Below are 19,544 nucleotides of genomic sequence, written 5' to 3'. Positions count from 1 at the left end.
GCTGCCGCCCTGGTTGAAGGTTCACATGACGAAAAGACCCCGTCAATCGCTTGACGGGGTCCAGTTCGATTAAATTGTTGTGTCAGGCGTAACTTACGCCATCCACCAGCGCTCGTACATGAAGCCACCGTCGTGGTCGAAGTCGGTGTTGAAGGCTTCTTCGTGACCGATCTTGTTCGACAGGGCGCCGACGTAGTTGTTGAACATCAGCACGACCTGGCCGCCGTCGTCATGCATGAGCTGCTGACACTCGGCATACATGGCCTGGCGCTTGGCTTCGTCCGTCTCGGCACGGGCCGCGACGAGCAGCTCGTTGAAGCGCGGGTTCTTCCACTTGGTGTCGTTCCAGGCCGCGTCGGCCGCCATGGAGATCGACAGGAAGGCATCCGCCGTGGGACGGCCACCCCAGTAGCACTGGCACCAGGGCTTCTTGATCCAGACATTGTCCCAGTAGCTGTCGTTCGGCTCGCGCACCACGTTGATGGTGATGCCCGCGGCCTTGGCCTGCTCGGCCATCAGCAGCGCCGCGTCGACGCCGCCCGGGAAGGCCGCATCGGACGCCGACAGGTCGACCGTGAGGTTTTCCATGCCGGCCTTCTTGAGCAGCGACTTGGCCTTCTCCGGATCGTAGTTGTACACGGGCTCCGGCTGGATCGCATACTTGAGCGAGGGCGCAAGCATGTTGTCGTTGCCGGCAGAGCCGTAGCCGTAGAGGATCTTGTCCACCAGTTCCTGGCGGTTGATCGCCCACTTCAGCGCCTGGCGCACTTCGAGCTTGTCGAAGGGTGCCACGTCAACCAGCATCGGCGCCGAGTAGAGCGCGGTGCCCGACACGTTGTAGAGGGACGTGTCCGGCGCGTTCTTCAGCATGTCGATGGTCTTGAGGTCGGCGCGGTCGATGAAGTGCACTTCGCCCGAGAGATAGGCGTTGGTGCGGGCCGCGACGTCGATGATCGAGAGAACCTCGACGGCATCGAAGTAGGTCTTGCCGAAGTAGTTGGGGTTGCGCTTGGCGGTGAGCTTCACGCCCGGCTCGAAGGACTCGAGGATGTAGGGACCGGCACCGATGCCCTTGTCCCACTGGATCTTGCCGCCCTCGGAGGGGTAGATGGCAAGGTGATAGTCGGACACGAGGTAGGGGAAGTCGGCGTTGCCGCCCGAAAGTTCGAACACCACGGTGTCCGGGCCGTCGGTCTTGACCGAAACGAGGTTCGAGAGCACGCCCTTGGCAGGCGACTTCGAGTCCGGCGCAATGTGGTAGTTGATGGTGGCGACCACGTCATCGGCCGTCAGCGTCTTGCCATTGTGGAAGGTGATGCCCTTGCGGATCTTCGCCACCCACTTCTTGGCGCCGTCCGTCGGCTCGAAGCTTTCGGCGACGTGCGGGATGATTTCGTTCTTCGGGCTGATCTGCACCAGCGGCGCGCCCATGACGGACTTGCCCCAGGCGAAGGTGAAGCCGTTCGACCAGGTGGCCGGATCGAGCGAGTCGGTGGTCTGGCCATGGCCGACGGCGGCCTTGAAGGTGCCACCCTGCTTGGGCTCGGCGCGGGCAGCGCGGGTGAACATCGCCTGCGCGGCGGCGAGCGTCACGCCCGAGGCCATGACGAACTGGATGAAGTCGCGGCGCGACAGCTTGCCCAGGCCGACGGCCTTCTCGGCTGCCTTCAGTTTCATTTCGAATTCGGTCATGCGTCTCTCTCCTTAAGTGACCGTCAGTGATAGGCTGCGGGGGTGGTGCCGGAACGCCGGGGGCCGCACCTCAGGTGCTCCTCGCGGCACATGTCCTTCGCCTCTCCCACGTCCGTTCTTCTTTATCTTTGGGGCCTTTGGCCCTGTCCCCGGGAGCCTGTCACGGGGACTTCCGTCCGTCAATCAGAGTTGCACAGGGCAGTGGTGAATACTACTAACGATTTGGACAGGTTTCGGGCGAAATACGACACGCGGAGCCCATCAGGGCGCGAGGTCGCCCGGCTTCACCTTGTAGGTGGTGGAGCAGAATTCGCAGGTGACCGCGATTTCGCCGTCCGTCACCATGTCGGCCCGGTCCTCCGCGGGGAAGCGCGCCAGCATGCGGGTGATGCTGTCCTGCGAGCAGCTGCAGTAGCGCTCCAGATGTGTCGCCGGGTAAGCCGTGACGCCATCCTCGTGGTAAAGGCGATAGAGCAGCTGCTCGGCGGAAAGCTGCGGGTCGAGCAGTTCATGCGCCTCGACCGTGTCGAGCAGCAGCCGCGCCTTCACCCAGTCATCGTTTTCTTGCGGTGCAACATCAGCACCCTCCGGCGCATCGCCCGAATGGCTGGGGAGCGGGCTCGAACCGCCCTCGCGCGGCAGGTGCTGCACCTTGATGGCGCCGGCCCGCCAAGCCTCGCCCTTGTTGCCGCGCTGGATGAGCGGGCCCGCCGCCATGCGCAACCGCGTGGGGATCTGCTCGGACTTCTCGAAATAGCTGTGGGCCGCCGCCGTCAGGTCGGCACCGTCGAGCGGCACGATGCCCTGGTAGCGCTCCATGTCCGGCCCCTGGTCAACCGTCATGGCGAGGTAGCCGGTGCCGAGCAGGCTGGCCTGGCTGGGCGTCTTCAGCGCGGCCACGCGGGCCGCGTCGAAGCGGGCATAGCCCCTGACCTTGCCGGGGGCGACATAATCGGCGACGATCATGTCCACCGGGCCGTCGGTCTTGGTCTGCAGGATGAACTTGCCGTCGAACTTAAGCATGGCGCCGAGAATGGCGGCCAGCGCCACCGCCTCGGCCAGCAGGGCCGAAACCGGTGCGGGGTAGGAATGGCGGTGCAGGATGTCATCGACCGCGGGCCCGAGCCGCACCAGGCGGCCGCGCACGCCGAGCGGCTTGATCTCGAAGGGCAGGACGAGGTCATCCGCCGGAAGGGGAGCCGCCTCCGCCATCACGCGCCCAGGCAGTGCAACAGGATCGACTTCTGCACGTGGAGGCGGTTCTCGGCCTCGTCGAAGATCAGCGAGTTCTTCGAGTCCATCACCTCGTCCGTCACCTCCTCGCCACGGTGGGCAGGCAGGCAATGCATGAACTTGGCATCGGGTTTCGCCCGCTTCATCAGTGCGCCATTGACCTGATAGGGCTTGAGCAGGTTGTGGCGGGTCTCGCCATCGGTGTCATGCATCGACACCCAGGCATCGGTGATCACGCAGTCGGCACCTTCCACCGCCTCTTCCGGCGAGGTGGTGACGGAGACATCCGCACCCTGGGCCTTCGCCCAGGCCATCACGTCCGCGGCGGGGCTGAGTTCCTTCGGCGCGCCGATCTTCAGCTTGCCGCCCATGCGGCCCACGGCCTGGATCCACGAGGCGGCGACATTGTTGCCATCGCCCACCCAGCTCACCGTGAGGTTCTTCAGCGGCGCCACATGCTCCTCGAGCGTCATCACGTCGGCCATCACCTGGCAGGGATGCGTCAGCGGGGTGAGGCCGTTGATGACCGGAACGGTGGCCGATGCGGCGAGGTCCGTGAGGTTGGAATGCCTGGCCGCACGGATCATGATGGCATCGACATAGCGCGACAGCACGCGCGCCGTATCGGCAATGGTTTCGCCACGGCCCAATTGCATGTCGTTCGACGACAGCACCAGCGTTTCGCCGCCCAACTGGCGCATGCCGACCTCGAAGGAGACGCGCGTCCTGGTCGACGGGCGCTCGAAGATCAGCGCCAGCATGCGGCCCTTCAGCGGCTCGTCCTTCTCGCGCAGGCCCTTGGGGCATCCCTTGCGCGCATCCTTCATGGCGCGGGCTTGTGCGATGATGCCGTTCAGCGTGCTGGCGTCGAAATCGGCGATATCGAGAAAGTGCTTCGGGTGACTCATGATAACCGTCTTGAATGAAAGGGATCAGGCCTTGGCTTCGAGCGCCTTGCAGGCGCGGTCGAGCTTGTCCACGGCCTCGGTGATGTCGGCATCGGTGACGATGAGCGGCGGCAGCAGGCGCACCACATTGTCGCCCGCCCCGATGGTGAGGAGATGCTGGTCGAGTGCCGCCGCCTGGAAGGCGGTGTTGGGCACCTTGCACTTGATGCCCATCATGAGCCCTGCGCCGCGGATGTCCTCGATGATGGCGGGGTGATTGTCCTTGAGCGCCGCGAGCTTCTGCTTCAGCGTCAGGGCGCGCTGCTGCACGCCTTCGAGGAAGCCCTTCTCGAGGATCACGTCGAGCACGGCATTGGCCACGGCGGTGCCGAGCGGGTTGCCGCCGAAGGTCGAGCCATGGGTGCCGGCCGTCATGCCCACGGCGGCCTTCTCGGTCGCAAGGCAGGCGCCGATGGGGAAGCCGCCGCCGATGCCCTTGGCAATCGCCATGATGTCCGGCGTGACGCCGGACCACTCGTGGGCGAAGAGCTTGCCGGTACGGCCCACGCCGGTCTGCACTTCATCGAAGATGAGGAGCAGGCCGTGGTCGTCGCACAGCTGGCGCAGGCCCTTCAAACATTGCGGCGGCACCGGGCGGATGCCGCCCTCGCCCTGCACGGGCTCGATGAGGATGCCCGCCGTCTCGGGCCCGATCGCAGCCTTCAGCGCCTCATGGTCGCCGAAGGGCACCTGGTCGAAACCCTCGACCTTGGGGCCGAAGCCTTCGAGATATTTCGCCTGGCCGCCGGCCGCGATGGTGGCGAGCGTGCGGCCATGGAAGGCGCCCTCGAAGGTGATGAGGCGGTAGCGCTCCGGGTGGCCGGTGGCGGACTGGTACTTGCGCGCCATCTTGATCGCGCATTCCAGCGCTTCGGCGCCGGAATTGGTGAAGAACACGGTGTCGGCGAAGGTGTTCTCGATCAGGCGCTGGGCCAGCTTTTCCTGCCCCGGCATCTGATAGAGGTTCGAGGTGTGCCAGATCTTCCTCGCCTGATCGGTGAGCGCCGCGACCAGATGCGGATGGGCATGGCCGCAGCTGGTCACCGCCACGCCTGCGCCGAAATCCAGATAGGCCTCGCCATCGGCGGTGAAAACGCGCGCGCCCTCGCCCCTGTCGAAGGCAACCTTCGCGCGGGCATAGGTGGGCAGAACGGGCGAGATCATGGCGGAACCCTGTCGTTGAAATCAAAAGGCGCCCGCCGTTTGGGTGGGCGCCTCAGAGCGAAAACCTTATAATTCCAAGGGGCCGCGGGGTCAATGATGCAGGGACGGCCGGATGATTCACGGAATCCAAGGCGTGATTCACGGTTGTCCACACTGAGTCAAAACAGCGCAGGGACAGCCGATTCCTGCCCCTGATAAGGTTTGGTTAACCAAGGTGCTGGGCACGGAAACTGGGGAAAACGGTTCCGATTCTGGCTCCGAAGGTTGCGGGTGAGTCACCGCGTATTGTAGGGTCGCGACCATCAGCTACGAGATGTAGCGATTAACGGTCAGTTTGGTGAATGAGCACGCCGGAGCGGATTGGGCCCGGCGAGGTGTGAGGGATTCCGTTTGACTGCACAGCATGAAGTCAATCTTGGAGGGGCGAAATTGTCCTGGACAGATGAGCGCGTCGAGCTCTTGAAGAGGCTCTGGACCGAAGGGCTGAGCGCCAGCCAGATCGCCGGCCGGCTGGGCAATGGCGTCACCCGCAATGCGGTGATCGGCAAGGTTCACCGCCTCAACCTCTCCGGCCGGGTGCAGCAGCAGCGCGTCGCCGCACCGCGCGCCCCCCGCAAGCAGCGCGAACCGAGCCTGGCACCCCGCGCCGGCGGCTCGATGCCCAGCATGCCCACGGCAGGCTCCTCGGCGCTGAAGCCGATGATGCGGGCCGAAACCCATATCCGCCCCGCCGCCATCCCCGAGCCGCAGCCGCTGCGCCTCGTCGACCTGCCCAAGGACGGACGCGTCACCATTCTCCACCTCTCCGACAAGACCTGCAAATGGCCGATCGGCGACCCGGGCTCGGAAGAATTCTGCTTCTGCGGCCACGGCCCCCGCGAAGGCTCGCCCTACTGCGAATACCACGCCAGGCTCGCCTACCAGCCGCTGCAGGACCGGCGGAACCGCAAGGTGAACTTCGGTTGAGATATCAGAGGCCCCCGGAAACGGGGGCCTTTCTTGTTTCCACCACCAACACTCCCTCACCCCTCTAGCTCCGTCACCCCAGCGAAAGCTGGGGCCCAGCTTTGGCTGCGCGAAGAGCGCTGAGAGGGGGCGCGAGGTGAATGTTCGGAACGCGGAAAGGCTGACACAAAGCTGGGCCCCAGCTTTCGCTGGGGTGACGGAGCTTAGTGGCGCCCGAACCTCTCGTCGAAGGAATAGCCCATCCCCCGCACGGTGCGGATCGGGTCGACCTCGCGGCCGCGGCTCAAGGACTTCCGCAGCCGGCCGACATGGACGTCCACCGTGCGCTCGTCGACATAGACGTCGTGGCCCCACACCGTGTCGAGCAATTGCGCGCGGGAATAGACACGGCCGGGGTTCCTCATCAGGTGCTCGAGCAGCTTGAACTCGGTGGGAGACAGGTTCACGTCGCGGGTCGCGCGCGTGACGCGCCTGGTCTTGCGATCGAGCGAGAGGTCGCCGGCCTTCAGCTGGTCGGCCACCGCATCGGGGTTCACCCGGCGCAGGATGGTGCGGATGCGGGCCAGAAGCTCCGGCACCGAGAAGGGCTTCACCATGTAGTCGTCCGCACCCGTGGCAAGGCCGCGCACGCGCTCGGCCTCCTCGCTGCGGGCCGTCAGCATGATGATGGGAATGTCACGCGTCTCGGGCTTGGCACGCAGCAGGCGGCAGACTTCGATGCCCGAGATCCCCGGCAGCATCCAGTCGAGCACGATGAGATCGGGGCGCTCGTCGGCGACGAGGCCCGCCACCTCCTCGCCCTCGGCCGTGTGGCGCACGCGGTAGCCTTCCGATTCCAGATTGTAGCTGAGCAGGATCTGGATCGGCTCCTCGTCTTCGACAACAAGGATTGATGCGCTCATCTGTCGTCAGATCCTTCGAGGTCGATGCGCATGGCGGCGGTCACGTCCTTCTTCGGGCGGCCCTCGCCCAGAGGCTTGCCATGCACGAGATAGTGGATGTTCTCGGCGATGTTGGTGGCATGGTCGCCGATCCTCTCCATGTTCTTGGCACCGAAGAGAAGATGGGTGCACAGCGAAATGTTGCGCGGGTCTTCCATCATGTAGGTGAGGAGTTCGCGGAAGATCGAATTGTAGAGCGCATCGAGCTCCTCGTCGGAACGCCAGACCTCCATCGCCATCTCGGCGTCGGAGTGGGAATAGGCATCGAGGATGTTCTTCAGCTCCACCTGGGCGAGACGCCCCATGCGGGTGACGCCTGACATCAGCTTCCTCGGCAGCTGGTCCGACATGGCATGGGTGCGCTTCGCCGTGTTCTTGGCAAGGTCGCCGATGCGCTCGAGGTCGGACGCCACCCGGATCGCCACCATGATCTCCCGCAGGTCACGCGCCACCGGCTGGCGCTTGGCGATCGTCAGGATCGCCTTTTCCTCGATCTGGTGCTCGAGCACGTCGACGCGCTCGTCGTTCTGGATGACGCGGTCGGCGAGTGCGGTGTCACGGCGGGTCAACGCATCGATGGCGTCGTCGAGCTGCTGTTCGACGAGGCCGCCCATCTGGGCGAGCATGGTCTTGAGCTGCGAGAGGTCCTCGTCATAGGCCTTCACGATATGGTCCGACATGTCTTGTCTCCTCAGCCGAAGCGGCCGGTGATGTAATCCTGGGTGCGCTTTTCCTGCGGCGCGGTGAACATCTCGTCGGTGTCACCATATTCCACCAGCGTTCCGAGGTGGAAGAAGGCGGTGAGCTGCGAGACGCGCGCCGCCTGCTGCATGGAATGGGTGACGATGACGATGCAGTAGTTCTGGCGGAGTTCGTCGATCAGCTCCTCGATCCGCGCGGTGGCGATGGGGTCGAGGGCCGAGCACGGCTCGTCCATCAGGATCACCTCGGGGTTGACCGCGATGGCGCGCGCGATGCAGAGGCGCTGCTGCTGGCCGCCGGAGAGACCGGTGCCGGGATGCTGGAGGCGGTCCTTCACCTCTTCCCACAGGCCGGCCTTGCGCAGGCTCTTCTCGACGATCTCGTCGAGCTCGGTCTTTGACGCGGCCAGGCCGTGGATGCGCGGGCCATAGGCGACGTTCTCGTAGATCGACTTGGGGAAGGGATTGGGCTTCTGGAACACCATGCCCACCTTGGCGCGCAGCTGCACCACATCGATCTTCGGGTCATAGATGTCGTTCTTGTCGACCTTGATGTCACCCGTCACGCGGCAGGTGGGGATCGTGTCGTTCATGCGGTTGATGCAGCGCAGGAAGGTGGACTTGCCGCAGCCCGAGGGGCCGATGAAGGCCGAGACGGCGCGGTCGGGAATGTCGATCGACAGCTTCCTGATGGCGTGCTTGTCGCCATAGAAGACATCGACGTCGCGCGCCGTGACCTTGAACTGGCCGGCGGCGAGCGCCTTCGGCTTCTCCGGGGTGACGAGGGTCTGGTGATGGACGGGGGCGTTCATGGATATGATCCTTACCAGCGGCGCTCGAAGCGCTTGCGGAGATAGATGGCGACGGCGTTGAGGGCGAAGAGCACGACGAGCAGCACGATGATGGCCGCCGCCGTACGGGACTGGAAAGCCATTTCCGGCAGGTCCGACCACAGGAACACCTGGACGGGCAGAACGGTGGCCGCACTGGTGAAGCCCGAGGGGATATCGGCGATGAAGGCCACCATGCCGATCATGAGGAGTGGTGCTGTCTCGCCGAAGGCGCGCGCGAGCCCCAGGATGGTGCCGGTCATGATGCCGGGCAGCGCCAGCGGCAGCACATGCTGGAACACCGCCTGCTGCTTCGACGCGCCGACGCCAAGCGCCGCCTCGGTGATCGACGGTGGCACCGCCTTCAGGGCGGCACGTGAGGCGATGATGATGGTGGGCAGCACGAGCAGCGCCAGCACCAGCCCGCCGACGAGCGGCGCCGAGCGCGGCATGCCGAAGAAGTTGAGGAACACCGCGAGGCCGAGAAGGCCGAAGATGATGGAGGGCACGGCGGCGAGGTTGTTGATGTTGACCTCGATCAGGTCCGTCCACCTGTTCTTGGGCGCGAACTCCTCGAGATAGATCGCTGCGGCGATGCCGAGCGGCAGGGCGAGCGAGATCGCCACCAGCACGGTGAGCAGCGAGCCGATGAGGGCGCCACGGATGCCGGCCAGCTCCGGCTCGCGCGAGTCGCCTGCCTCGAAGAGGCGCCAGGCGAAGGAGGTTTCGATGCGGCCCTCGCTCTTCAGCTGGTCGAGCCACAGGACCTGGGCATCACTGATGCGGCGGTTGGACTCGGGCACCGAGAAGGCCAGCACGTCCCACTGCCCGGCGGCAAGCGTGGTGATGGCGGGATCGGGCGCGAAGATCGGTTCAGCCTTGAGATAGCCGTTCTGCGGGCCGGTGACGCGGAGCGCGCCCCCCTTGAAGCGGATGACGTCACCCGCGGCGAGGCCCAGCTGCCTTTCCGCCTCTTCGCCTGCCTTGTCGCCCGTCAGCACGAAGCCTTCTTCGCCATCGAGCTGGGCGATGTGCAGCGGCATCGCGCCCGCGGTGGTCTTCACCCTGGTCAGCAGGCCCTTGAGGAAGAGATCGGCATCATCCCCCAGCAGCACCGGAACGGTGACCGTCTTGCCGATGAGCGCGGGGTCGGCGATCACCATGCTGCGCAGCGTGTCGGCGCCACCGGACGAGAGAAGGGCCGAGAGCGCCTTCCTTTCGGTCCGGCCCTTCACGTCCGGGAACTCGGCGCGGAACGCCTCCTTGATCATCTTGTCGTAATTGCCGCCGGCGAGATTGGCGGGATCGACCTCCGCGGCATCCACCGTCACGTCCACCTCCACGCTGGTCTCGCGGAAGGCGGGCAGGCCCTTCGACACGATGTCGACGAGCAGGAAGGCGAGGAACAGCGCAGTGAGGCCAAGCGCCGCCGCGCCATAGAAGCGGAAACGGCGCTCTGCCGCATAGCGCTTGCGGACGAGTTCGTTCCGAACCTCAGTCATACTGTTCCCGGTATTTCTGCACGATGCGGAGTGCGATGTAGTTGAGGACGAGGGTGAAGAAGAAGAGCACGAAGCCAAGCGCGAAGGCCGAAAGCGTCTTGGGCGAGTCGAATTCCTGGTCGCCCACCAGCAGCGTGGCGATCTGCACCGTGATGGTGGTGACGGCAGCGAGCGGGTTCGCCGTGAGGTTGGCGGCAAGGCCTGCGGCCATGACCACGATCATGGTTTCGCCGACGGCGCGCGAAATCGCCAGCATGAAGGCCGAGACGATGCCCGGCAAGGCGGCGGGCAGGACGACCTTCTTGATGGTTTCCGACTTGGTGGCACCCATGGCATAGGAGCCATCGCGCAGCGACTGGGGCACGGCATTGATGATGTCATCCGACAGCGACGAGATCAGCGGCACGATCATCATGCCCATGACGAGGCCGGCGGCCAGTGCCGACTCGGAGGCGACCGAGAAGCCCATCGCCTCGCCCGAACCGCGGATGAGGGGGGCCACGGTCAGGGCCGCGAAGAAGCCGAGCACCACGGTGGGAATGCCGGCCAGGATTTCGAGGATCGGCTTCAGCACGCTGCGCAGGTGCGGCGAGGCATATTCCGCCATGTAGATGGCCGAGAGCAGACCAAGGGGGCCGGCGACGAGAATGGCGATCACCGTGATCAGCAGCGTGCCGGCGAGCAGCGGGATGAGGCCGAAGGAGGGCGGCGTGCCGGTGGGCGACCAGTGCGTGCCGAAGAGGAATTCGATGGGCGACACGGAGCGGAAGAAGACCAGCGTCTCGAACAGCACCGAGAAGACGATGCCGATGGTGGTGAGGATGGCCACACCCGAGCAGCAGATGAGCAGCACCAGCACGATGCGCTCGAAATTGTTGCGGGCACGGAAGTCGAGCGAACTCTTCGCATAGAGCGGCGCGGCCCCGATGCCGGCGCCAACGACCGCCGCGACGGGTGTCGCCACCGACTGCCCGCCAAAGGCCAGCGCACCGGCGATTGCCAGCGCGAGGCCGCCGATCATGGCACCGGCGGCGGTGAAGAGGCCGTGGTAGGAGGGAAGCGAATGGAGCCTCGGGCCACCGGCGGTCACCAGGCCCGCGGCACGCGTGCGGCCGGCCCAGTAGGCGATGGCGGCCATCAGCACGATCAGCAGCACGGTCCACACGAACATCGGTCGCTCCGACTAAGGGGAAGGACAAAGACCAGGGGGCCGGTTCATCCGCGGTCCCCCTGATCCCTCACTTGTGCAGTTACTTGACGTCTTCCGCCGTGAGGACGGTGAGGTCCTTGGCAACTGCACGGGTCTTGTCAGCCTCTTCGCCCGGAAGCGTCACGAGGCCCTTGTCGGCCAGGTAGCCGTCCTCGCCGATCGCCTTGTCGGACACGTATTCGGCGATGAACTCGGCCATGCCGGGGATCGTGCCGATATGCTGTTTCTTGGCATAGACGAAGAGCGGACGGGCAACCTTGTAGGTGCCGTCGGCGATGGTCTCATAGGTCGCTTCCACGCCCTCGATCGGAATGTCCTTGATGGCGTTGGCGTTCTGCTCGACGAAGGAGAAGCCGAAGATGCCGAGCGCGGTCGGGTTCGCCGTCAGCTTCTGGACGATCAGGTTGTCGTTCTCGCCGGCCTCGACATAGGCGCCGTCCTCGCGGATCGACTTCCACACCGCTTCGAAGGCCTTGGCATCGGCCTTCTTCAGGTCGGCCAGGGCGGGGTTCTTGAGGGCGCCCGCCTCGAGCACCAGCTCGGCGAAGCTGTCACGCGTGCCGGAGGTGGGCGGCGGGCCCAGCACTTCGATCTTGACGTCGGGAAGCGAGGCGTCGACGTCCTTCCAGGTCTTGTTGGGGTTGGGGATCAGCTTGCCATCGGCATCGGGGATGTTCTTGGCCAGCGCCTTGAACAGCTGCTCCTTGGTGAGGGACAGCGGGGTGGCATCCTTCGACTGGGCGATCGACAGGCCGTCGAAGCCCACTTCGAGCTGAACGATCTCCGTCACGCCGTTCTTCTGGCAATCCTCGAACTCGCCCTTCTTGATGGGGCGCGAGGCGTTGGTGAAGTCAGGCGTGTCCTCGCCCACACCGGCGCAGAACAGCTTCATGCCGCCGCCGGTGCCGGTCGACTCGACGACCGGGGTCTTCATGCCGGTGGACTTGCCGAACTGCTCGGCCACCGCCGTTGTGAAGGGATAAACGGTGGAGGAACCGACGATGCGGATCTGGTCGCGCGCGGCAAGGGCCGGCACGGCGGTCAGCGCGACGAGGCTGACGGTGAGAAGGGTGCGTTTCATGTTGTCTCTCTCCTGTCTGAAGGCAGGCGGAAGCTAGGGATGTCACAAAACGCTTATGTGACTGTAAGATTACACTATTGTGACGATTTAAATATTTGATATTATGATATTATCTCATCATCGCCGGGCTTGACCCGGCGATCCTCTTGCCACCGCCGCAAGGGATGCCCGGCACAAGCCCGGGCATGATGTGGTGTGGGCCGACGTAGCGTGATGGACCGAGAGGAGGAAGGCTGGACCGGCCCCCTACCCCTTCACCGGCAGCCGCATCAGGAAGGTGCTGCCCTTGCCGAGTTCGGAGGTGATGACCAGCTTGCCCCGGTGCCGGTTGACGATGTGCTTGACGATGGCGAGCCCCAGCCCGGTGCCGCCGCGCGAGCGGCTGTCCTGCACGTTGACGCGGTAGAAGCGCTCGGTCAGGCGCGGGATGTGCTGCTCGGCGATGCCCGGGCCATGGTCGCGCACGCTGACGTCCGCCCATTCGCCGTTCTTGCGCACGATGATCTCGACCAGCTTGCCGGAGCTGCCGTATTTCAGTGCGTTCTCGGCCAGGTTCTGCAGCACCTGGACGAGCTCGTCGCGGCTCCCGGCGATAGTGACCGAGCCATCGGTCTCGACGGCGATCTCGCAGCCGAAATCCTTCGCCATGCCGGAGAGCACGTCACGCACATGGTGCGCGACCTGCGCGAGGTCCACCTCGCCCGAGGGCCTGACATGCTCGTTCATCTCGATGCGCGACAGCGAGAGCAGATCGTCGATCAGGCGGCGCATGCGTTCGGCCTGGCTCTTCATCAGCCCCAGGAATTTCTCCTGCGCCTTGGGATCGGACTTGGCCGGGCCCTGGATGGTTTCGAGGAAGCCGGACAGCGCGGTGAGCGGTGTCCTGAGCTCGTGGCTGGCATTGGCCACGAAGTCGGCGCGCATGCGCTCGATCTGCTGTTCGCGCGTCAGGTCGCGGAGCGTGATCAGCGCACCCTTGCCCTGGCCGAGGCAGGAGATGTGGGCGCGGAAGGCGCGCGGCACCGGCACGCGGATTTCATAATCGACGCTGGCACTGCCGGCCCCGGAGGTGGCGGCGGTGACGGCCTCCAGCACATCGGGGGCGCGCAGCGTGGCGGAAAGGTGCCGTCCCGTGGGATCGGCCTCGAGCAGATCCACCGCCTGCTCGTTGGCCAGCCGCACCACGCCCTGCGCATCCACCACCAGCGCGGGGTCCGGCATGGCATGGACGAGGTCGGCAGGTTGCGGCACGCTGTTCGGCATGGGCCGGATGGCTCGGATGATTGGACGAAAGAGCTGCATGGGTGCAGGATTGCAGCCCCATATGACAGATCGATTGCCGGGAGCCTAGCGCCATGATCAGCCAGCCCTTCGACGCCGAATGCCGCGCCCATCTCGCAGCGCAGGCCGCGGAGGCGGGCGAATGGGACCCGGCCTGGCCGCTCGCCCGCCAGCGCGAAGCCTGGGAGGCGGCCTGCCGCAAGGCCCGCGCGCGGCGGCCGGAGCGGCTGATGGTGGAGGATATGGAGGTCGACGGGCTGCATCTCCGCATCTACCGCCCGCCGGGCGAGGACCCGAAGCCCGGCGTGCTCTATGCCCATGGCGGCGGCTGGACCATGGGCAGCTGCGAGACGCATGACGACCTCTGCGCCGAACTGGCCGACCAGGCGGACGTGGTGGTCGTGTGCTTCGATTATCGCCTGGCACCCGAGCACCCGCATCCGGCCCAGGTCGAGGACGCTCTCACGGTTCTCGACTGGATGCGCAGTTCCGGCCGCGCCATGGGCATCGATCCCACCCACATCATCGCCGCGGGCGACAGTGCCGGCGGCCAGGTGGCGGCGGGCACCGCGCTGGCGATCAGGCGCGACGGCGGCCGGGCCTTGCGCGGGATGGTGCTGATCAATCCGGCAGTCGGCGGGGATACCGAGACAGGATCCTACATGGCGCAGGCCAATTCACCCGCACTCGGCCGTGACGAGATGATCGAATGCCTCGTGGCGCTGCTCGGGCCGAAGGGCTCGGCCAGCTGGAGCGACCCGACGGGTGTTCCCAACAGCGCCAGGGACGTGGGCGGGCTGCCGCCGACCTTCATCTCCGTGGCGGCGCATGACCCGCTGCATGATGACGGCGTGATCTTCGCCGGGAAACTCAAGGCGGCGGGCGTGCCGGTGGCGTTGCGCGAGGAAGCCGCACTGGCGCACTCCTACTGGCGTTCGCGCCACCACAGCAAGGCGGCGATGGCAGGCTTCAAGGCCATTGCCGATGCCGTCCGCCATCTGGCGCATGAGGGCGCGCTTCCGCCGTCGTGATCAGCCGTACTGGCAGCCGGGCAGAACGCAGAGCATCTCGTAGAGGAAGTTCGCGCCGATCAATGCGGTGTTGCCCACGGGGTCGAGCGGCGGCGAGACCTCGACGAGATCGCCGCCCACCAAATTGAGCCCGCGGCAGCCGCGGATGATCTCGAGCGCCTGCCAGGTGGAGAGGCCGCCCACCTCCACCGTGCCGGTGCCGGGCGCGAAGGCGGGGTCGAGGCTGTCGATGTCATAGGTGAGGTAGACCGGGTGGTTGCCGACCTTCGCGCGCACCTGCTCCATCAAGGGCGCAAGAGATTTGTACCAGCACTCCTCCGCCGTCACCACGGTGAAGCCCTGGTTCCTGGTCCAGTCGAAATCATCGGGTGAATAGCCCGAGCCGCGCAGCCCGATCTGGAAGGACTTGTCGCAGGCGAGCAGGTTCTCCTCGATGGCGCGGCGGAAGGGCGTGCCATGGGCGATCTTCTCGCCGAACATCTCGTCATTGATGTCGGCATGGGCGTCGACATGGATCAGCGCGACGGGCCCATGTTTCTTGGCCATGGCGCGCAGGATGGGCAGCGTCAGCGTGTGGTCGCCGCCGAGCGTCAGCGGCTTGCAGTTCTCGGCCAGGATCGCGTCATAGGCCTTCTCGATGATGCCCACCGTCTTCTTGAGGTCGAAGGTGTTGATCGCCACGTCGCCGATGTCGGCTACCTGGAAGGACTCGAAGGGCTTGGCCCTGGTCGCCATGTTGTAGGGGCGGATCATGCAGGACTCGGCCCGGATCTGGCGGGGCCCGTGGCGCGTGCCGGAGCGGTTGGACGAGCCGATGTCGATCGGCACGCCCACGAAACACACGTCGAGGCCCTTTGCGGTCGCCTGGCTGGGCAGGCGCATCATGGTGGCGGGCCCGGCAAAGCGCGGCATGTCATTGCCGCCGAGCGGCTGGTTGAACTCTGTCATGATTGCTCCCGTCGAATCTGGTGCGGCCATGATAGGGCGGCCGGGCGCAGAAGGGAAACGCGAGCCGCGCAGGGCTGTATTTCGTGGCGCAATCCCCACCCTCATCATGCCCGGGCTTGTCCCGGGCATCCTTTCGGTTTCAGCCAGAAAAGATCGCCGGGACGAGCCCGGCGATGATGAGTTGGGGAGGAATGCCGGGATGTCGGACGCCTCACATCACGGTGACGCGGGCGCCGAGCTTCACGTGGCGGTAGAGTTCGCTCACGTCCTCGTTCAGCATGCGGATGCAGCCGGAGGATGCGGCCTTGCCGATGGAGGAGGGCTCGTTGGTGCCGTGGATGCGGTAGATCGAGGAGCCGAGATAGATGGCGCGGGCGCCGAGCGGGTTGTTGGGGCCGCCCGCCATGTAGGCCGGCAGTTCCGGGCGGCGCTTCCTCATCTCCGCCGGCGGGCGCCAGTCGGGCCACTTGACCTTGGAGGACACCTGGTGCGAGCCGCGCCACTCGAAGCCCTTCTTGGCGGTGGCGACGCGGTACATCACCGCCTGGCCGTCACCCAGTACGTAGTAGAGCCGGTTCTCGCGGGTGTTGATGATGATGTCGCCGGGTTTGGCCTCGGCCGCGAAGGCGACGAGCTTGCCGCGCTTGAAGCCCTGCACCTCGGGGGCCGCATCCTGCGTGGGGCTGGCCGAGGCGGGGACGATGGTGACGCCCTGGAAGGGCCCATCCTGCTGGCTGGGTGCGACCTGGCCGGCGAAGGCCGAGGTGGCGAGGAGGCCCGCCCCGAAGGCGGCGGAAGCGATGATGGTGAAAATCCTGTTCATGGCCGTTGTCCCTTGATCCCTGTGTTGCCGTTTGCCGCCTTTCTAAACCTCGGGGCCTGAACCACTGCTGGCCGCTGCGTTTATCCGGCGTTCATCTTGCTTTCGATGGATGAGCTTGTAACCTGCGCGGCGGCCGGCATCTGTGCCGCGCATCACACAGCGAAACATCTTGGACGAGATCGAAACGAAATATGCCTGGCTGGAAGATCCCGGCATCCGCGATTTCCTGATCGCCGGCGAGCGCTTCTATCCTCCCGACGCGGTGAATTTCACCATGGCGGAGCAGCGGGCCTTCTATGACCGCTACTGCGCGCATTTCCGCAAGCCCCGCCCGGCCGGCGTCGCGGCGGAGGACCTGCGCTATGGCGGGGTGCCCTGCCGCCACTACCGGCTGGCAGGCACGGAGACTGCGCCGGTGCTGGTCTATCTCCATGGCGGCGGCTTCGTGCTGGGCGGCCTCGACAGCCACGACGACGTCTGCGCCGAGCTTTGCGCGGGGGCACGCATCGACGTGGTGGCCGTCGACTATCGCCTGGCACCCGAGCACCCCTTCCCCGCCGCCTTCGAGGATGGCTGGGCGGCCCTGAAGGCGGTGGCTTCGACCAATGCCGAGATCATCATCGGTGGCGATTCGGCAGGCGGCAACCTGGCCGCGGCGCTGTGCCTGAAGGCGCGGGACGAGGAGGCCCCGCGGCTCAAGGGCCAGGTGCTGATCTACCCGGGCCTCGGCGGCGACATGGACAGCGGCTCCTACGTGTCACAGTCCCATGCGCCTGGGCTTTCGACGGCCGACGTCCGCTATTACCGCGACACCTACCGGGGCGGCGGCTCGAAATTCGCCGAGCCCCTGCGCGAGACGGATTTTCGCGGCCTGCCGCCCGCCTTCATGGTGGCCGCTGCCCTCGACCCCCTGCATGACGACTGCTTTGCCTATGCCGCGGCCCTGCGCGCGGCGGGCGTCCACGCGCAGGTGCGCGACGAGCCACTGCTCGTCCACGCCTTCCTCCGTGCACGGAACATGAGCTTGCCCGCGCGCGCCAGTTTCGAGGCCATCACCCAGGCCTGCGCGAGCCTCGCGCACCACGGCCGCCTTCCACCCGAGATGACCTGAATGACGATCACGACGCGTACCGACCTGCCCTACGAGGTGACGGAAATCGAGAACCTTTGGATCCCGCTCTCCGACGGCACGAAGCTCGCCGCGCGGGTGTGGATGCCCGAGGCGGCGGAATACACGCCCCTGCCCGCGCTGCTCGAGTACCTGCCTTACCGCAAGCGCGACGGAACCCATGTGCGCGATGCGCTGACGCACCCCTATTTCGCCGGCCACGGTTATGTCTCGGTCCGCGTCGACATGCGGGGGAACGGCGATTCCGACGGCCTGATGGCCGACGAATATACCGAGCAGGAGCAGCTTGACGCGGTGGAGGTGATCGACTGGCTCTCCGCCCAGCCCTGGTGCAACGGCAAGGTCGGCATGTTCGGCATCTCGTGGGGCGGCTTCAATGCCCTGCAGGTGGCGGCGCTGAAGCCCGATGCGCTGAAGGCCATCGTCACCATCTGCTCGACGGACGACCGCTACGAGGACGACGTCCACTACAAGGGCGGCACGGTGCTGAACGAGATGCTGGGCTGGGCCGCCACCATGCTGGCCTATTCCTCGCGCCCGCCGGACCCGCTGATCGTGGGCGAGCGCTGGCGCGAGATGTGGATGGAGCGGCTGGAGAACGAGCCCTTCCTCGTCATCCCTTGGCTCTCGCACCCGCACCGCGACGACTACTGGAAACACGGCTCGGTGTGCGAGAACTATTCGGCGATCGAGGCGCCCACGCTGGTGGTGGGCGGCTGGAACGACGCCTATTCCAACGCCGTGCCCCGCCTGATGAAGGGCCTGCGCACCACGAGGAAGGCAATCATCGGGCCCTGGGCGCACAAGTACCCGCATTTCGCGGTGCCCGAACCGCGCATCGGCTTCCTGCAGGAGTGCCTGCGCTGGTGGGACCAGTGGCTGAAGGGCAGCAACGCGCAGATCTCGCGCGACCCGGACTACCGCTACTACGTGATGGAGCCGTGGAAGCCCGGCACCTTTCCTGAAAGAATCGAGGGCCGCTGGATCGGCGACAGCTTCTGGGGCTTCGGGCATATCGAGACCAAGAAGTGGTGGCTCAATGCCGGCGGCATCGGGCCCACGGCGGGAACGGAGACACCGCTCTCCATCTGTTCCAGGCAGACGACCGGGGCGGATGGCGGGGAATACTGCATCATCTGGCTCGGCCCCGAATTCCCGGGCGACCAGGCGCGCGACGACGCGCAGTCGATCACCTTCGACACGCCGGCGCTGGTCACCGACATCGACATCGTGGGCCAGCCGGCAGTGGAAATCGAGTTCTCGGTCGACAAGCCGGTGGCGCACATCGCGGTGCGGCTCAACGACGTGTGGCCCTCGGGCGAAGTCTCGCGCATCACCTATCACCTGCAGAACCTGTGCATGCGGGACAGCCGCGAATTCCCCATGCCGCTGGAGCCCGGCAAGCACTACCGCATGAAGATCAAGCTCGACGACATTGCCTGGCGGGTGCCGAAGGGCCACAGGCTGCGGGTGGCGATCTCGACCTCCTACTTCCCGATGATGTGGCCGGCCCCCGAGCCTGTGACGCTCACCGTCTATGCCGGCAAGTCGCAGCTGCACCTGCCGCTGCGCAAGGACGCGGCGGGCGAGTCGGCGGTGGCATGGGCCGAGCCCGAGGCGGCACCGCCGGTGGACCAGACAGAGATCAGGACGTCCTGGAACAAGCGCGAGACGGTGACCGACCCCGAGACCGGCGAACTCAGGATCGAGATCGTCGACGATTTCGGCGAACAGGAGCTTCACCCGCATGGCCTGATCATCGGCGGCGCGGGGCGCGAGAAATACTCGATCATGCCGGACGACCCGCTTTCAGCGAAAATGGAAACCCACTGGACCGAGACCCGGCAGCGCGGCGACTGGTCGATCCGCACCGAGACCTTCGGGCGGCTCACCGCCACGGCGCGGCACTGGATCGTGTGGGGCCGGATCGAGGCCTACGAGGGTGATGCCCTGGTCTTCGAGAAGGAGTTCAACGAGGAGATCCCGCGGCTGCTGCAGTAATTCGGTGAACCGGTCCAACCTACAACTGGGAGGTTGGTCGACAACAGGGGTTTGGAATGAGTGT

General features: G+C 65.8%; 17 protein-coding genes. 4 read left to right on the top strand and 13 right to left on the bottom strand.

The features are described 5' to 3' along the window. Window positions 1-93: 93 nt before the first annotated feature. The 4 genes from DK847_RS13040 to DK847_RS13025 all read right to left on the bottom strand — a co-directional run bounded on the left by DK847_RS13040 (window position 94) and on the right by DK847_RS13025 (window position 5,036). On the bottom strand, window positions 94-1,692 hold the full coding sequence (locus tag DK847_RS13040) for an ABC transporter substrate-binding protein (protein WP_204508322.1): 1,599 nt from the start codon (window positions 1,690-1,692) through the stop codon (window positions 94-96). A 261-nt stretch (window positions 1,693-1,953) separates the two neighbouring features. Further along, the gene (locus DK847_RS13035; RefSeq protein WP_111198947.1) at window positions 1,954-2,904 is read right to left on the bottom strand and encodes an Hsp33 family molecular chaperone; all 951 of its coding nucleotides are present in this window, start codon (window positions 2,902-2,904) and stop codon (window positions 1,954-1,956) included. Then, window positions 2,904-3,836, bottom strand: coding sequence for an ornithine carbamoyltransferase (gene argF, locus DK847_RS13030; RefSeq protein ID WP_245414602.1), 933 nt, complete (start codon window positions 3,834-3,836; stop codon window positions 2,904-2,906). Before argF ends, DK847_RS13035 begins: the two co-directional genes overlap by 1 nt. A 21-nt stretch (window positions 3,837-3,857) precedes the next feature. Further along, complete coding sequence (locus tag DK847_RS13025) at window positions 3,858-5,036, bottom strand: aspartate aminotransferase family protein (RefSeq protein ID WP_111198945.1); 1,179 nt, start codon at window positions 5,034-5,036, stop codon at window positions 3,858-3,860. Between the two features lie 429 nt (window positions 5,037-5,465). On the opposite strand from DK847_RS13025, the gene DK847_RS13020 reads away from it, so the two are divergent. Continuing rightward, a complete protein-coding gene (locus DK847_RS13020; RefSeq protein WP_111198944.1) occupies window positions 5,466-6,002 on the top strand; it encodes a GcrA family cell cycle regulator in 537 nt (178 codons plus the stop codon). A 203-nt stretch (window positions 6,003-6,205) separates the two neighbouring features. On the opposite strand, the gene phoB is transcribed toward DK847_RS13020, so the two are convergent. The 7 genes from phoB to DK847_RS12985 form a co-directional block, all read right to left on the bottom strand. Beyond that, window positions 6,206-6,904, bottom strand: coding sequence for a phosphate regulon transcriptional regulator PhoB (gene phoB, locus DK847_RS13015; protein WP_111198943.1), 699 nt, complete (start codon window positions 6,902-6,904; stop codon window positions 6,206-6,208). Continuing rightward, complete coding sequence (phoU, locus tag DK847_RS13010) at window positions 6,901-7,623, bottom strand: phosphate signaling complex protein PhoU (RefSeq protein ID WP_111198942.1); 723 nt, start codon at window positions 7,621-7,623, stop codon at window positions 6,901-6,903. The genes phoB and phoU overlap by 4 nt, the downstream gene beginning before the upstream one ends. 11 nt (window positions 7,624-7,634) lie before the next feature. Further along, window positions 7,635-8,456, bottom strand: a complete 822-nt coding sequence (pstB, locus tag DK847_RS13005; RefSeq protein ID WP_111198941.1) for a phosphate ABC transporter ATP-binding protein PstB — start codon at window positions 8,454-8,456, stop codon at window positions 7,635-7,637. 11 nt (window positions 8,457-8,467) lie between these two features. After that, the gene (gene pstA, locus DK847_RS13000; RefSeq protein WP_111198940.1) at window positions 8,468-9,976 is read right to left on the bottom strand and encodes a phosphate ABC transporter permease PstA; all 1,509 of its coding nucleotides are present in this window, start codon (window positions 9,974-9,976) and stop codon (window positions 8,468-8,470) included. Then, the gene (gene pstC / locus DK847_RS12995; RefSeq protein WP_111198939.1) at window positions 9,969-11,147 is read right to left on the bottom strand and encodes a phosphate ABC transporter permease subunit PstC; all 1,179 of its coding nucleotides are present in this window, start codon (window positions 11,145-11,147) and stop codon (window positions 9,969-9,971) included. Before pstC ends, pstA begins: the two co-directional genes overlap by 8 nt. Window positions 11,148-11,226: 79 nt before the next feature. Further along, window positions 11,227-12,267 carry a PstS family phosphate ABC transporter substrate-binding protein gene (locus DK847_RS12990; RefSeq protein ID WP_111198938.1) on the bottom strand — a complete coding sequence of 347 codons (1,041 nt, stop codon included), beginning with the start codon at window positions 12,265-12,267 and terminating at the stop codon, window positions 11,227-11,229. 246 nt (window positions 12,268-12,513) lie between these two features. Further along, window positions 12,514-13,530, bottom strand: coding sequence for an ATP-binding protein (locus tag DK847_RS12985; protein ID WP_161957260.1), 1,017 nt, complete (start codon window positions 13,528-13,530; stop codon window positions 12,514-12,516). Window positions 13,531-13,622: 92 nt separating this feature from the next. Here DK847_RS12985 and DK847_RS12980 point away from each other — a divergent pair, with 92 nt between their 5' ends. Next, window positions 13,623-14,579 carry an alpha/beta hydrolase gene (locus tag DK847_RS12980; protein ID WP_111198936.1) on the top strand — a complete coding sequence of 319 codons (957 nt, stop codon included), beginning with the start codon at window positions 13,623-13,625 and terminating at the stop codon, window positions 14,577-14,579. On the opposite strand, the gene speB is transcribed toward DK847_RS12980, so the two are convergent. Together speB and DK847_RS12970 are read right to left on the bottom strand one after the other, a co-directional pair. Next, window positions 14,580-15,527, bottom strand: a complete 948-nt coding sequence (gene speB / locus DK847_RS12975) for an agmatinase (RefSeq protein WP_111198935.1) — start codon at window positions 15,525-15,527, stop codon at window positions 14,580-14,582. Window positions 15,528-15,738: 211 nt separating this feature from the next. Beyond that, complete coding sequence (locus tag DK847_RS12970) at window positions 15,739-16,350, bottom strand: L,D-transpeptidase (protein ID WP_111198934.1); 612 nt, start codon at window positions 16,348-16,350, stop codon at window positions 15,739-15,741. 169 nt (window positions 16,351-16,519) lie between these two features. Between DK847_RS12970 and DK847_RS12965 the strand changes: the two genes are divergently transcribed. Continuing rightward, window positions 16,520-17,461: an alpha/beta hydrolase gene (locus tag DK847_RS12965; protein WP_245414598.1), complete on the top strand. Its 942-nt coding sequence runs from the start codon at window positions 16,520-16,522 to the stop codon at window positions 17,459-17,461. Then, window positions 17,462-19,480, top strand: a complete 2,019-nt coding sequence (locus DK847_RS12960) for a CocE/NonD family hydrolase (RefSeq protein ID WP_111198933.1) — start codon at window positions 17,462-17,464, stop codon at window positions 19,478-19,480. Window positions 19,481-19,544: the final 64 nt, after the last annotated feature.

Source organism: Aestuariivirga litoralis, assembly GCF_003234965.1.
In the GTDB taxonomy this organism is placed as follows: domain Bacteria; phylum Pseudomonadota; class Alphaproteobacteria; order Rhizobiales; family Aestuariivirgaceae; genus Aestuariivirga; species Aestuariivirga litoralis.
This window is presented reverse-complemented; position numbering and strand designations above follow the sequence as displayed.